This is a genomic window from Gemmobacter lanyuensis (genome assembly GCF_014652355.1).
Lineage (GTDB): Bacteria > Pseudomonadota > Alphaproteobacteria > Rhodobacterales > Rhodobacteraceae > Gemmobacter > Gemmobacter lanyuensis.
Genome location: NZ_BMYQ01000003.1, coordinates 39,064 through 53,225, shown reverse-complemented (window position 1 = coordinate 53,225; position 14,162 = coordinate 39,064). Strand labels below are relative to the sequence as shown.

Below are 14,162 nucleotides of genomic sequence, written 5' to 3'. Positions count from 1 at the left end.
CACCATCCCGCGCGGGGCTCAGTTCCCCGCGCCCTCCATCCGCCGATGGGCAAGCACCTGCTCCAGCCAGCCCAACTTCATCTCGGGCACCGACGACAGCAGCAGATCCGTGTACTCATCATAGGGCGGTGCCAGAACATCGGTCTTGGTGCCATAGCGCTGCACCTGCCCCTTGAACATCACGGCAATCCGGTCGGCAATCGCCTTCACCGTGGCAAGGTCATGGGTGATGAAAAGATAGGCCACCCCTTCCCGCGCCTGCAGATCCAGCAAAAGCTTCAGGATGCCATCCGCCACCAGCGGGTCGAGCGCGCTGGTCACCTCATCGCAGATGATCAGCTTGGGCTTCGCCGCCAGCGCCCGCGCGATGCAGACGCGTTGCTTCTGCCCACCCGAAAGCTCTGCCGGATAGCGGTCGGCAAAGCCCGCCCCCATTTCGATCTGGTCGAGCAATTCCTGCACGCGCTGCCGCTTCGCCTCACCCCGCAGCCCGAAGTAGAATTCCAGCGGCCGCCCGATGATGGTCCCCACCGTCTGACGCGGGTTCATCGCCACATCGGCCATCTGATAGATCATCTGCAACTGGCGCAGATCCTCGGGCGCGCGCCCCGCCAGATCGGGCGACAGCACCCGCCCGTCAAAGCTGATCCGCCCCTGCCCCAGCGGCAAAAGCCCGGTGATCACCCGCGCCAGCGTCGATTTCCCCGAACCGCTCTCTCCCACCACGGCCAGCGTCTGCCCGGCGGGCAGATCGACCGAGACGTTCTTCAGCACGTCGAAATTCGTGCCCTTGTAGCGCGCCGTCACATTCTGGATCGACAGAAGCGGCGGCGCCTCGGGCTTTTCAACATGGTCGATCGACCGCACCGACACCAGCGCCTGGGTATAGGCCTCGCGCGGGGCCTCGATCACCTGCTGCACGCTGCCATATTCCACGGTCCGGCCATGGCGCAGCACCATGATATCATCGGCCACCTGCGCCACCACGGCAAGATCATGGGTGATGTAAAGCGCCGCCACCCCGGTTTCATGGATCGCGCGCTTGATCGCCGCCAGAACGTCGATCTGCGTGGTCACATCCAGCGCGGTGGTCGGTTCGTCAAAGATCACCAGATCAGGTTTGGGGCAGAGCGCCATCGCCGTCATCACCCGCTGCAGCTGCCCGCCCGAAACCTGATGCGGAAAGCGCCGCCCGATCGTTTCGGGGTTGGGCAGGCCCAGCTGACGGAACAGGTCCACCGCCCGCACCTCGGCCTCGGCCCGTGACATGAGGCCGTGGGACAGGGTCGTCTCGATCACCTGCTCCATCAAGGGTTTGGCGGGGTTGAAGGCCGCGGCGGCGGATTGGGCGACATAGGTCACCTCGCGCCCGCGCAGCGCCCGCAAGCCGGCGGCGCCCCCCTTCAGGATGTCACGCCCGTTCAGGATGACCTCACCGCCAGTGATGCGGACGCCACCGCGCCCATAGGCCATGGACGACAGCCCGATGGTCGATTTCCCGGCGCCACTTTCGCCGATCAGGCCCAGAACCTTGCCCTTTTCCAGCGTCAGCGACACGCCATGCACCAGGGTTACAGTCTTGGGCGGTTCGCCGGGCGGATAGCTCGTCGCCTCGATCACCAGATTGCGGATATCGAGCAAAGGGTGTTGCGGATCAGGCACCACGGCCTCCTTTCAGGCTGGAAGTGCGGTTCAGCACCCAGTCGGCAACAAGGTTCACCGAAATCGCCAGCGTCGCGATGGCAAAGGCAGGGATCAGTGCGGCAGGGATGCCGTAGACGATGCCCTCCTTGTTTTCCTTCACGATACCGCCCCAGTCAGCCATCGGCGGCTGCACACCCAGCCCAAGGAAAGACAGAGTGGAAATGAACAGCACCGCAAAGATGAAGCGCAGCCCCATTTCCGCCACCAACGGTGACAGGGCATTGGGCAGAATTTCGCGGAAGATGATCCAGGCCTGTTTTTCCCCGCGCAACCGCGCAGCCTCAACATAATCCATCACGGCAATATCCACCGCGACGGCACGCGCCAAGCGGAAAACCCGGGTACTGTCCAGCACCCCCATCACCAGGATCAGCACCGGCAGCGTCACCGGCATCACCGACAAGATCACCAGCGCGGAAATGAGCGAGGGGATCGACATCATCAGATCGACCAGCCGTGACAGTACCTGATCCACCCAGCCCCCGCGGACCGCAGCAAAGAAGCCAAGGATCGACCCAAGGCCAAAGGACAGAAGCGTGGCACAGGCCGCAACAAAGATGGTCGTCCGCCCGCCCCAGATCATGCGCGACATCAGATCGCGCCCGATACTGTCGGTACCCAGCCAAAACTGGGCCGAGGACGGCTCCCAGCTGTCGCCGACGATTTCGGCCATGCCATAGGGGGCGATCAGCGGTGCGAACAGCGCCGCGAGGAAATAGGCCGAGGTGAAAGACAACCCGACCAGAGCAGAAACAGGAAGCCGGGTCATTTCGGATGCCTCAGACGGGGATTGGCCAGGATGGATACGATATCTGCCACAAGGTTCAGACCGATATAGACGCCCGCAAAGACCAGACCGCAGGCCTGCACCACGGGCACGTCACGTTTGGCAACATGGTCCACCAGATATTGCCCCATGCCGGGGTAGACGAAGACCACCTCGACCACGACCACGCCCACCACGAGATAGGCAAGGTTGATCATCACCACGTTCACAACGGGGGCGATGGCGTTCGGAAAGGCGTGTTTGGCGATGATGGCGAAGGGGCGCAGGCCCTTCAGCTCGGCCGTTTCGATATAGGCCGATTGCATCACGTTCAGGATGGCCGCACGGGTCATCCGCATCATGTGGCCCAGCACGGCCAGCACCAGCACGATGACCGGCAGGCCGACGGCGTAAAGACGTTCGGACAGCGCCATGCCGTCATAAACCGTCGAAAGCGAGGGCAGCAGCCGCCATTCCACCGCAAGGTAAAAGACGACGATATAGCCCAGCAGGAATTCAGGCACCGAAATGGTGGCCAGCGTGACGGCGGAAATCACCTTGTCGGGCCAGCGGTTGCGATAGCGCACCGAAACAAGGCCCAGCAGCACCGCCAGCGGCACCGCGATCACCGCGGCAGCCCCCGCCAGGAACAACGTATTGGCCAAACGCTTGCCCAAGGCGGGGCCAATCGGCTCGCCATTGGAAAGGGCTGTGCCCAGATCACCGTGCAGGATCCCGCCCAGCCAGGTGAAATAGCGTGAGAGCGCGGGCTCATTCAGGCCCAGCTCGGCGCGCAGGTTGGCAAGGGTTTCAGGGGTGGCCGACTGGCCCAGAATGGATTGCGCCACATCTCCCGGCAGGATCTGCGTGCCGACAAAGATCAGCACAGACGCCGCCAGAAGCAGGAGGAGGCCCAGCGCAACGCGCTGGGCAACCATTTTCATCACCGGATGCGCCATGGATCAGGCGAACCAGGTCTTGGCCGACGCAAAGCCGTTCATCTGATCGAGGTTCGGATCCTCGATCCAGCCCGCGACCGTATCGCTGACCCCGTCGATGAAGTCGTTGAACATCGGGCAGATCACGCCGCCTTCTTCCCAGAGGATATGCGCGCATTTGGAGTAGATCTCCTTGCGCTTGCCCTCATCGGTTTCGGCGCGCGCGGCTTCGATCAGCGCGTCAAATTCCTTGTTGAAGAACTTGGTGTCGTTCCAGTCCGCGGTCGACAGATAGGCAGTCGAATACATCTGGTCCTGCACCGGACGCCCGCCCCAATAGCTTGCGCAGAAGGGTTTGACGTTCCAGACATCCGACCAATACCCATCATCCGGCACGCGCTTGATTTCCAGCGGGATGCCCGCCTGCTTGGCGCTGGCCTGGAACAGGGCTGCCGCATCGACCGCGCCGGGGAAGGCGCCGTCGGCCACGATCAGCTCGATCGGGCTGCCGTCATGGCCGCTGGCCTTGTAATGTTCGGCCGCCTTGGCCAGATCGAATTCGCGCTGCGGCAGGGTTTCGTCGAAGAACGGATAGGATTTGTTGATCGGAATATCATTACCGACCGACCCGTAGCCATCGAGGATCTTGTCCACCATCTCTTGCCGGTTGATCGCGTATTTGAGCGCGAGCCGCAGGTCCTTGTTGTCGAAGGGCGCCTTGTCGCAATGCATGATGAAGACGTAGTGGCCGGGACCCGAGACGTTTTTGACCTGCACGCCCGGGGCACGCGACAGCAGTTTTGCGACCTTCGGATCAACCCGATTGATCATATGCACCTGGCCCGATTGCAGGGCGGCGGTGCGGGCGGTGGTATCATTGATGATGACGAATTCGACCCGGTCATAGTGGCCGCGCGTGGTATCCCAGTCATCCGCATTCTTTTCAAAGACATAGCGGACGCCCGGCTCGGCGGTGACGATCTTGTAGGGGCCGGTGCCGATGCCGGCGTTGGGGTTGTCCACGCCACCCTTCGGCTGCACGACCAGGTGATAGTCGGCCAGCAGATACGGCAGGTCGGCATTGCCCGAGCTGAGCGTGAAAACGACATTGTCGCCATCGGCCTTGATGTCCTTGATGCCCTGCATGATGCCATAGGCGCCGGACTTGGCGTTCTCATCCGAATGGCGCTTGAAAGTGGCGACCACGTCCTCGACCGTCATCTCGGAACCGTCGTGGAACTTCACGCCCTTGCGGATCTTGAAGGTCCAGACCGAGGAATCTTCGTTGCTCTCAAAGCTTTCGGCCAGACGCGGCTCCAGCTCTTTGGTGGGGCCCACGTTGATGATGGTATCGCCCCACTGGCGGTTCACGTTGAACGAAGCGGGACCATCGGCCAGACCCGGGTCCAGCGCATCGGTGCTTTCACCGCCGCCGAGACCGACCTTCAGCACGCCGCCCTTTTTGGGCTCTTCAGCGCGGGCCAGACCGGGCATGACCGTGGTCCCCAAAGCCGCCGCCAGACCGAAGGCAGCGGTGCGTCCAAGAAAGGCCCGGCGGTTCAGTCCGCCGTTGTCGACAAGCGCCACCAACTTGGCGAGATCGTCTTTCATTTCAGTCTCCCTGACAGTGTTCGTTGTTTTTTGTCAGCATGGGCCGAAGTTGGCCCACGCGTAAATGATTATTTTTCCGGGGTTAAGGTCGCTTTTTCCTTACACCTGGTCGCGCTTGGTGTTGCCGAAAAACTCGCGCGTAAAGGCCCGAGTCTCACCTTCCCATGCTTCGAGACGCGCCGAATGGCGCAATTCGGCGGCCGTTGATTCGAGGTGCGAGACCGCCAGCGTCCGCACCTTCCAGTCGCCGCGGGACAGGCGCTGTTCGTAGGTCACATCGACACGCGCCGACAGCGGATCGGCCGGATGGATGCGCCAGATCTCGCGCACTGTCTCGCCGCTGATCAGGCCATGGGTCAGGTTCTCATTGTCGCCGGTGTCCTCTTCGACGATCAGTTCCCAATGGCCGGTGATCAGATCCTGCGCGATGCGACGGGTCGAATGGCCGGGGCGCACCACCCGATGGCGCCAGGCGGGGGCGGTTTCGGCGGGCGGCGGAGTCCATTCGTCGCCGGTGCTGCCGTGATGGCGCGGCAGATCGAGGCTACCTTCCAGCACCGTCAGCGTGGCCGGCCGGGCCGAGGGCCAGGTGAAGGGCCAGTAGGTCGTGGCCAGCGCCAGCCGCAGCTTGTGCCCCGGGGCCAGCCGATACCCCATCTGGTCCAGCGTCAAGGTCACCTCGAACGGCGAGCCGACCGGGACGGGGCTGGGGTTTTCCATGCTGTCGCGGTGGCGCAGGTTCAGCATCCCGTGGCAGATTCGAACGGATGACCCATCGGGCGCCACGTCGCAAAGCCGCGCGATCAGGTGGGCAAAGGGCTGGTCGCTGGTTAGCCGCAGCCGCAGCACCGCCTGCCCCAAAAGGTCCATCCCCGCACCCGGTTCGCCATCAAAGCACACGGCCAGCGCGTCATCGGGGCGCTGGTCGCCCGGCAGCTCTGCGCTCAGCCCCATGGGGAAATACTCGCCCGCGTGCAGGCCATGGTGCTGCGGCGTGCAGACCGGGATGGCCATGGCCTCTGCGACCCCGCCGAGCCTGCCCGGCGCAAGCGTCAGCGTCTCGGTCGTGACGCGGCGCGAGGGCCAGCTTTCCTCGGCCACCCAATGCCCCTTGCGGAAGCTGGGCGCGGGCGAAGGCGGTTCGGAATGGAGCATATAGGCCCGATAGCGCGGCCCCTGCGCCACCCCGTTGTCGATGCCCTTCAGCCAGCAATCCCACCAGCGGATCGCCTCTTGCAGGAAACCGATCTGCGGTCCGGGGACGGCGCTGTGGGGGTATTGGTGGACCCATGGCCCCATGATCCCCTGCGCCACGCCGGGGTGGTGGGTCATCACATTGCCCAGCGTGTTCATGTAATTATCCGCCCAGCCCCCGATGTTCAGCACCGGAATGGTCATGCGCGACCAATCCTCGCAGATCGAGCCATGCTTCCAATAGGCATCGCGGCTTTGGTGGCTGGCCCATTGCGGCGCGAGGAAAGGCTGGTTTTCAAGGCGGTTCAGCCAGTCCTGCCGCCAATCGGGCCGCAACACAGGGTCCGCAGGGCGCGAACTGAAGGACAGCATCACCGCCCCCCATCCCAGATTTTCGCCCAGCAGGCAGCCACCCTTGAAGTGGATGTCATCGGCAAAACGGTCGCTGGTGGAACAGACCGAAATCACCGCCTTCAGCGCGGGCGGCTGGTTGAAGGCGGCCTGCAGGCAGTTGAAGCCCCCCCAGCTTTTGCCCATCATCCCCACGGCGCCGCTGCACCAGGGCTGTTGCGACAGCCAGTCGATCACCGCGACGGCATCGTCCATTTCCTGCTGGCTGTATTCGTCGGTCATCAGACCTTCGCTGTCACCATTGCCGCGGATATCAACCCGTACGCAGGCATAGCCATGGCCCGCGACATAGGGGTGCATCAGCTCATCCCGCGGCAAGGTGCCGTCGCGCTTGCGGTAGGGGATATATTCCAGCACGGCAGGCACCGGACGGGTCGGGGCGTCCTGCGGCATCCAGACGCGCGCCGACAACCGCGTGCCATCGGGCATCACGATGCCCATGTCTTCGAACTCGGTGATCGGATGGGGGAAGGTCGTTCGGGTCGGGATCATGACAGCCTCATTGCAAACCAGGCTCAGGGTATTGCCTTGCCCCCCGTCCGCTTGCGCTTCCACGACACGAATTGACGCAATCAGGATGCTTCTCTGCGTAACCAGTCGGACAGGGCCTGCAAGGCAGGTGTCACAGCCCCCGGCGCCTCGATCCAGTAGCCGGTATCGGGGCGGATGATTTCCGGCCCCACCGGCACCAATGCGCCCGAGGCCAGATGCGGCGCAATCAGCGGCATCCACCCCAGCGCCACCCCCTGCCCGGCCAAGGCCGCCTGCACCACGAAGTCATAGGTGTTCAGCCCCAATTCGCCCGAACGGCGCGGCCGCACCACGCCTTGGGTGGCAAACCAGCTGGCCCAGGTGAACCAGCGCGCCTCGGGCGGGGCATCCAGATGCAGCAGCGTCCTGCGCGCAAGATCCGCCGGGTCGGCAATGGGACCATGTGCCGCCAGATAGGCGGGGGTGCAGACCGGCATCACCCGCTCCGGCATCAAAAGCCAAGCCTCGGCGCCAAGATCCCCGGCGCGGGCGAATCGGATCGCCACCTCACCCGGCCGCGCCATAGCCATTTCCTGCGCGGCAGTGATCTGCACGTCGATTTCGGGGTGGGCATTGCGGAACCCGGCAAGCCGCGGCATGAGCCACAGCCCCGCAAAGCCGAAATCCGTCAGGATGCGCAGCCCCGTGGCCCGCGACAGCGCCGCGACCTCCGCCAGCGCCGCGTCGATCTGCGCCAGCGCCGGCAGCAGTGCGCGCAGCAGAACCTCGCCCGCCGCGGTGGGACGGCAGCCCCCCGACCCGCGTTCAAAAAGCGCCGTCCCCAGCCGCTCTTCGATCCGGCGCAGCTGATAGCTGATGGCAGGCTGGCTCATCCCCATGGCGGCCCCGGCCCGTGTCAGCGTGCCATGGCGGGCCACCGCCTCGACCACTCGCAGGGCGCCCGGATCAACCTGCATAAAGAACCTTTATGGCTTTCATCGAAAATCCCCATCTTCCCGAGGACAAACATATGCGCTTTTAATGGCGCAGGAAGACTCTGGAAGGCCCGTCGATGGAAAAGCGTCCCAATATCCTCATTCTCATGGTCGATCAGCTGACCGGCACGCTGTTTCCGGACGGCCCGGCCGACTGGCTGCATGCGCCAAACTTGAAGAAACTGGCCGAACGGTCGGTGCGCTTTGCCAATAGTTACACGGCCTCGCCGCTCTGCGCCCCGGCGCGGGCAAGCTTCATGTCCGGCCAGCTGCCCCGCCGCACCCGCGTTTACGACAACGCATCCGAATTCTGCTCGGACGTGCCGACCTTTGCCCACCACCTGCGCCGCGCGGGCTATCAAACTGCCCTGTCGGGCAAGATGCATTTCGTCGGACCTGATCAGCTGCACGGCTTTGAACAGCGCCTGACAACCGATATCTACCCCGCCGATTTCGGATGGACCCCGGATTACCGCAAACCCGGCGAACGCATCGACTGGTGGTATCACAACCTCGGCTCGGTCACCGGCGCGGGCGTCGCCGAAATCACGAACCAGCTGGAATATGACGACGACGTCTGCTTCCAGTCGGTCCAGAAGATCTATGATCTGTCGCGCGGCGCCGATCCCCGCCCCTGGGCGCTTTGCGCCAGCTTCACCCACCCGCATGACCCCTTCGTCGCGCGCCGGAAATATTGGGATCTCTACAACGACTGCGCCCATCTCGAACCGCCGGAAAGCGTCGCCTATGAGGATATGGACCCCCACTCCCAACGTCTGATGGACGCCTGCGACTGGCGCAGCCTTGAGGTCACCCCCGATCACATCCGCCGCGCACGCCAAGGCTATTTCGCCAATATTTCCTACGTCGACGACAAGATCGGCGAAATCCTCGCCGCGCTTGAGGCCACCCGGCAAGACGCCATCATCTTCTTCGTCTCCGACCATGGCGAGATGCTGGGCCGTCGCGGCCTGTGGTTCAAGATGAACTTCTTCGAAGGCTCGGCCCGCGTGCCCCTGATGGTCGCCGCCCCCGGCTTGACCCCGGGCCGTATCGACACCCCGGTCTGCACCATCGACGTGACCCCCACGCTCTGCGACCTGGCTGGCATCTCGATGGATGAGGTCATGCCCTGGACCGATGGCGAAAGCCTGGTGCCACTCGCGAAGGGCTTTGACCGCACCAGCCCCGTCGCCATGGAATACGCGGCAGAAGGCACCATCACCCCCATGGTGGCCCTGCGCGACAAACGCTTCAAATATATCCGCTGCCCCGCCGACCCGGAGCAGCTCTTTGACCTTGAAACGGATGTGGAAGAACAGGTGAACCTTGCCACCGACCCCGCCCATGCCGAAACCCTCGCGCATTTCCGGGCGATGGCCGATGCCCGCTGGGATCTCGCCCGGTTCGACGCCGAAGTGCGCGAAAGCCAGGCCCGCCGCTGGGTGGTCTATGAGGCACTCCGGAACGGCAACTACTTCCCGTGGGATTACCAACCCCTCCGCGCCGCTTCGGAACGCTACATGCGCAACCATATGGACCTGAACGTCCTGGAAGAGTTCAAACGCTTCCCCCGCGGAGAATAACCCGAACAGGGCGGAGCGCCTGCGGCGCAAGTCTTTCCCCTCGGCGCCGGGCTACGCCCGCCACCTCAGGTTGCCTCCGGCGGGGATATTTAAAGACAGAAAATGGACAACAAGCCCGTCCTCATTTTCTGTCCCAAAATATCCGCGGGGGTCCGGGGGCAGACAGCCCCCGGCGGCACCGCAAAGAAAAGGCCCGGGTCTTACGATCCGGGCCATTTGCATTTCGTGGCGAGGCGTCGGGCGGGAGGGTCGGCCCCCGCGCCCCACGTTTATGACAAATCAGACTGCTTTCTTGAGCGCCTCGACAAGGTCGGTCTTTTCCCAGCTGAAACCACCGTCCGCCTCGGGGGCACGACCGAAGTGGCCATAGGCTGCAGTGCGGGCGTAGATCGGGCGGTTCAATGCAAGATGTTCGCGGATGCCGCGCGGGGTGAGGTCCATGCACTGAGCAACGGCGCGTTCAATGGCAGCCGCATCAACCTGGCCAGTGCCATGGGTGTCGACATAAATCGACAGCGGTTTGGCCACCCCGATGGCATAGCTCACTTGCAGCGTGCAGCGGTCGGCAAGGCCTGCGGCGACCACGTTCTTGGCCAGATAGCGCGCGGCATAGGCGGCCGAGCGGTCCACCTTGGTCGGGTCCTTGCCCGAGAAGGCACCGCCGCCGTGGGGCGCCGCGCCGCCATAGGTGTCCACGATGATCTTGCGGCCGGTGAGACCCGCATCGCCATCCGGCCCACCGATCACGAAAGTGCCCGTCGGGTTCACCCACCATTCGGTCTTTTCCGTGATCCAGCCCGAAGGCAGGACGTCGCGGATGTAGGGTTCCACAATGGCGCGGATGTCATCCGAGGTCTGGCTTTCGCTTTCATGCTGGGTCGAAAGCACGATCGAGGTCACCTCAACGGGTTTGCCACCTTCATAGCGCAGCGACAGCTGGGATTTCGCATCCGGGCGCAGGGTCGGTTCCTTGCCCGATTTGCGCGCTTCGGCAAGGCGGCGCAGGATCGCATGGGCGTATTGGATCGGCGCGGGCATCAGCTCGGGCGTTTCGCGGCAGGCATAGCCGAACATGATGCCTTGGTCGCCGGCCCCGTCCTTGTCCACACCCTGGGCGATATGGGCGGATTGCTTGTGCAGGTAATTCTTCACCTTGAGCGTGTTCCAGTGGAACTCGTCCTGCTCGTAGCCGATGTCCTTCACGCAATCGCGGACGATCTGCTCGACGCCGGCCAGCATCTCTTTCAGCTTTTTCTTGTCGCTCAGGCCCACTTCCCCGCCAACGACGACGCGATTGGTGGTGGCAAAGGTTTCGCAGGCGACGCGGGCGTTGGGTTCTTCCGTCAGGAAGGCATCAAGAACTGCGTCGGAAATGCGGTCACACACCTTGTCCGGGTGCCCCTCAGAGACGGATTCCGAGGTGAAAACATAGTCAAGTCTGCTCATGGGGAAGTGCTCCGTTGATGTATCCCCGCCACGCCAGGAAGCCGTTGTGACGGTTCGATGACCCCGGTTACGCCCGCACCTGCGGCGCGTCAAGCAAGCGTTGCGGATCGACGCGAGAAGACCAGACCGAAGAGCCCCGCCAGCAACAACAGAAACGGCCATTCCCCATAGCGATTGTAGGGGGTGGGGGGGCGTTTTCCGGGCAGGTCCACGTCGAGATAGGCCGTCACGCCGAATTCAATCGACGCGGTCACCCGCCCCCGCGCATCCACCACCTGCGTGACACCGGTATTCGCGACCCGGACCAGCGGGATTCCCTGTTCCACGGCACGCAGGCGCGCCAGTGCCGCATGCTGGAACGGGCCATTCAGGGTGCCGAACCAGGCATCATTTGTAATCTGAAGCATCCAGTCGGGGCGATCGCCCACGCTGTTGACGAAACGGGGAAAGACCGCCTCGTAACAGATCAACGGCAGGACCTTGCCCAGACGACCCAGGTTGAGCACCCTTGGCCCAGGCCCCGCCGCATAGCCATAACCCGTGCGGGCGGCAAAAGCGCGCAGGCCGAACACGCGGTAAGCCAGATCGCCGAAGGGCACGTATTCGCCGAAAGGCACGAGATGGGCCTTGTCATAGCGTGCCGCTTCGGTCCCTTCGGGGCCGAGAACGACAAGGCTGTTGAATGCGGCCGCCCCTTCCAGCCGCTGGACGCCCATGGCAACCGGGGTGCCCTTCGCCGCAAAAGCCACGCCGCCCGCGGCTTCGCCCTGCGGATCGTAGAGATAGGGCAAAGAGGTTTCGGGCCAGATGACCAGATCGGGGCGCGGCAGAGCGGCTGTATAATCAAGTTGCAACCGGTAAAGCCGCTCTGCCTGATCGGGATCCCATTTCAGATGTTGCTCTGCATTGGGTTGGACGAGACGCAGCGTCAGCCCTGCCCCGTCCGGCGCGGGCGAGGCGAGGCGCCACAGCCCGCCGGCCGCCAGCGCCGCCAGCAGCACCATCGCCCCGACGGCCCCACCCGTGCCAAAGGCCACCGGGGCGGCTGCGGCGATCAGGGTCAACAACGTGAGCCCATTGGCGCCGACATAGGCGGCCGCCTGCATGAGGGGCGTGTCGATCCACATATGGCCGGGCAAGGCCCAGGGAAATCCGGTCAGGACAACCCCGCGCAGCGCCTCGGCCGCAGTCAGGGTCAACGCGAAGGCCAGCGCGCGCCGCGGACCGGGCAAGGCCATGCGCGCCGCGGCCCAACCCGCCGCCAGCCAGAAAAGCGCAAGGCCCCCCGCCATCAGCACCAGCGCGAAGGGCGCCATCCAGCCGTAAACCTCGGGCTCGACCAAGAAGGGCGAGACGATCCAGCTCAGGTAAGCCGCGAAATAGCCCGTGCCTGTTGCCCAGGCCTGCCGGGCCGAGGCGCCCCGGGCGACCCTGTGCATCAGGAAAGACAGCGCCGGCAGCGCGACGAACCAGGCGCCCAAAGGCGCCTGCCCCGCGGCCGCGAGCGCCCCGACCAGCAGGCCCGGCAGCAAATCCCTGAGAAAACGCATCACGTCTCGGGCGTTGCGGGATCGGTGGGCAAACGCAGCCGCAACCGCTTGATCCGCCGGGGATCGGCATCGACGACCTCGAACTCGACACCGCTTTCGTGGCTGACGATCTCACCCCGCACGGGGACACGGCCGGTACGCAGGAAGACCAGACCGCCGAGCGTATCAATTTCCTCGTCATCTTCACCGGTGCGAAGACGCAGGCCGATTTCAGCCTCGACCTCATCGAGCGGCGCAGTGGATTGCATCAGCCAGACGCCGGGCCTTTCCAGCTTCCAGAGGGTGCCTTCCTCTTCGTCGTGTTCATCCTCGATCTCACCAATGACGGTTTCGATCAGATCCTCGATGGTGACCAGCCCATCGACCCCACCATATTCATCAATGACCAGCGCCATATGCACGCGGTCTTTCTGCATCTTCTGAAGCAGCACGTGCAGGGGCATTGATGGCGGTGCATAGAGGATCGGACGGAGCAGCTTCTTCAGGCTGAACCGTCCGCCGGCACCGAAGCCATGCTGCAAGGCCAGATCCTTGAGCAGGATCAACCCCTGCGGATGGTCCAGCGTGCCTTTATAGACGGGAAGCCGGGAAAACCCTTGGGCGCGAAAAACCTCGACCAGTTCATCCTTGCCGATGTCGAGCGGCACGGCCACGATATCGACCTTGGGGATCGCCACGTCATCGACACGCAGCTTTCGCAGATTGGCCACGCCGGGCAGTTGGGGCGCGGGGTGCTGGGCCTGCGGCACGGGCGCATGTTCCGGGGCCGGATCGGCAGGCACAAAGGCCGAAAGCAACCGGCCAAAGAACCCCTTTTGTCCGGCATCGGAAGAAGACTCTCCCTCGTCGGCGGCACCACCCTCGGCAGCCGCCTGCGGCGCTGCCGTCGATCCTTCGTAACTACTGCCCATCTGTCCTTCTACCCAAGTTGCGCGTCTGCCACCCAGTATGGGTCGGCAATCCCGAGCGTTGCAAGAATCTGCCGCTCGGTCTCTTCCATAAGCTCGGCGTCCTCGTCCTCGACGTGATCATAGCCCAGCAAATGCAACAATCCATGAACAAGAAGATGCGTCACATGGTCGGCCTGGCTTTTGCCCTGCTCTTCCGCCTCGCGCAGGCAGGTTTCCCAAGCGATGGCGATATCGCCCAACTCGGCCGGGTCATCCGTGGTTCCAGGATCGGGCAAGGCGGGCGCCTCACCCGCATATTCCGACGCACGTTCTTCGGACGGCCAGCTCAACACATTGGTGGGCTTGGCTTTGTCACGAAATTCGCCGTTCAGTTCGGCGATGCGGGCGTCATCACAGCCCATGACGACGGTTAGGAACAGCGCAGGGTCCAAACCCAGATGGGTCAGCACCGCACCGGCCACCCGCAGGGCGGTTTCCTCAAGCCCGAAGGCCTGCCAGCGGTCATCCTCAAGGACGATATCGACGTTTCCGTTCATGTGGCCCTTCTAGCGCGGCGGATCAGAAAGCACAAATCCCCAA

The 14,162-nt window shown here is 63.8% G+C and carries 11 protein-coding genes and 1 riboswitch; of the genes, 1 reads left to right on the top strand and 10 read right to left on the bottom strand.

The genetic code is table 11. The features are described 5' to 3' along the window. Positions 1 to 18: 18 nt before the first annotated feature. The 6 genes from IE101_RS07285 to IE101_RS07260 all read right to left on the bottom strand — a co-directional run bounded on the left by IE101_RS07285 (position 19) and on the right by IE101_RS07260 (position 8,072). Complete coding sequence (locus IE101_RS07285) at positions 19 to 1,662, bottom strand: ABC transporter ATP-binding protein (protein ID WP_229804056.1); 1,644 nt, start codon at positions 1,660 to 1,662, stop codon at positions 19 to 21. Further along, positions 1,655 to 2,473 (bottom strand): ABC transporter permease, encoded by an 819-nt coding sequence (locus tag IE101_RS07280; protein ID WP_189633170.1) that lies wholly within the window; start codon positions 2,471 to 2,473, stop codon positions 1,655 to 1,657. The genes IE101_RS07285 and IE101_RS07280 overlap by 8 nt, the downstream gene beginning before the upstream one ends. After that, positions 2,470 to 3,429, bottom strand: coding sequence for an ABC transporter permease (locus tag IE101_RS07275; RefSeq protein WP_189633169.1), 960 nt, complete (start codon positions 3,427 to 3,429; stop codon positions 2,470 to 2,472). The genes IE101_RS07280 and IE101_RS07275 overlap by 4 nt, the downstream gene beginning before the upstream one ends. Positions 3,430 to 3,432: 3 nt before the next feature. Beyond that, entirely contained in the window at positions 3,433 to 5,019 is a 1,587-nt protein-coding gene (locus IE101_RS07270) for an ABC transporter substrate-binding protein (RefSeq protein ID WP_189633168.1), read from the bottom strand. A 99-nt stretch (positions 5,020 to 5,118) separates the two neighbouring features. Continuing rightward, entirely contained in the window at positions 5,119 to 7,116 is a 1,998-nt protein-coding gene (locus IE101_RS07265) for a CocE/NonD family hydrolase (protein WP_229804055.1), read from the bottom strand. Positions 7,117 to 7,196: 80 nt separating this feature from the next. Further along, complete coding sequence (locus IE101_RS07260) at positions 7,197 to 8,072, bottom strand: LysR substrate-binding domain-containing protein (RefSeq protein WP_189633167.1); 876 nt, start codon at positions 8,070 to 8,072, stop codon at positions 7,197 to 7,199. Positions 8,073 to 8,167: 95 nt separating this feature from the next. Between IE101_RS07260 and betC the strand changes: the two genes are divergently transcribed. Beyond that, positions 8,168 to 9,676 carry a choline-sulfatase gene (gene betC / locus IE101_RS07255; RefSeq protein ID WP_189633166.1) on the top strand — a complete coding sequence of 503 codons (1,509 nt, stop codon included), beginning with the start codon at positions 8,168 to 8,170 and terminating at the stop codon, positions 9,674 to 9,676. Positions 9,677 to 9,955: 279 nt separating this feature from the next. On the opposite strand, the gene metK is transcribed toward betC, so the two are convergent. The 4 genes from metK to ybeY form a co-directional block, all read right to left on the bottom strand. Further along, entirely contained in the window at positions 9,956 to 11,122 is a 1,167-nt protein-coding gene (gene metK / locus IE101_RS07250; protein WP_189633165.1) for a methionine adenosyltransferase, read from the bottom strand. Positions 11,123 to 11,129: 7 nt separating this feature from the next. Further along, a riboswitch (SAM-SAH riboswitch) is annotated at positions 11,130 to 11,178 on the bottom strand. A 33-nt stretch (positions 11,179 to 11,211) separates the two neighbouring features. Then, positions 11,212 to 12,672 carry an apolipoprotein N-acyltransferase gene (gene lnt, locus IE101_RS07245; protein ID WP_189633164.1) on the bottom strand — a complete coding sequence of 487 codons (1,461 nt, stop codon included), beginning with the start codon at positions 12,670 to 12,672 and terminating at the stop codon, positions 11,212 to 11,214. Next, positions 12,672 to 13,583 (bottom strand): transporter associated domain-containing protein, encoded by a 912-nt coding sequence (locus IE101_RS07240; RefSeq protein WP_189633163.1) that lies wholly within the window; start codon positions 13,581 to 13,583, stop codon positions 12,672 to 12,674. Before IE101_RS07240 ends, lnt begins: the two co-directional genes overlap by 1 nt. Before the next feature lie 8 nt (positions 13,584 to 13,591). Next, positions 13,592 to 14,119, bottom strand: coding sequence for an rRNA maturation RNase YbeY (gene ybeY / locus IE101_RS07235; RefSeq protein ID WP_189633162.1), 528 nt, complete (start codon positions 14,117 to 14,119; stop codon positions 13,592 to 13,594). Between the last annotated feature and the right edge of the window lie 43 nt (positions 14,120 to 14,162).

Coding starts and splice junctions, on each gene's coding strand:
- IE101_RS07280 (WP_189633170.1), bottom strand. CDS start 2,473: ATGACCCGGCTTCCTGTTTCTGCTCTGGTCGGGTTGTCTTTCACCTCG.
- IE101_RS07275 (WP_189633169.1), bottom strand. CDS start 3,429: ATGGCGCATCCGGTGATGAAAATGGTTGCCCAGCGCGTTGCGCTGGGC.
- IE101_RS07270 (WP_189633168.1), bottom strand. CDS start 5,019: ATGAAAGACGATCTCGCCAAGTTGGTGGCGCTTGTCGACAACGGCGGA.
- IE101_RS07265 (WP_229804055.1), bottom strand. CDS start 7,116: ATGATCCCGACCCGAACGACCTTCCCCCATCCGATCACCGAGTTCGAA.
- IE101_RS07260 (WP_189633167.1), bottom strand. CDS start 8,072: ATGCAGGTTGATCCGGGCGCCCTGCGAGTGGTCGAGGCGGTGGCCCGC.
- betC (WP_189633166.1), top strand. CDS start 8,168: ATGGAAAAGCGTCCCAATATCCTCATTCTCATGGTCGATCAGCTGACC.
- metK (WP_189633165.1), bottom strand. CDS start 11,122: ATGAGCAGACTTGACTATGTTTTCACCTCGGAATCCGTCTCTGAGGGG.
- lnt (WP_189633164.1), bottom strand. CDS start 12,672: ATGCGTTTTCTCAGGGATTTGCTGCCGGGCCTGCTGGTCGGGGCGCTC.
- IE101_RS07240 (WP_189633163.1), bottom strand. CDS start 13,583: ATGGGCAGTAGTTACGAAGGATCGACGGCAGCGCCGCAGGCGGCTGCC.
- ybeY (WP_189633162.1), bottom strand. CDS start 14,119: ATGAACGGAAACGTCGATATCGTCCTTGAGGATGACCGCTGGCAGGCC.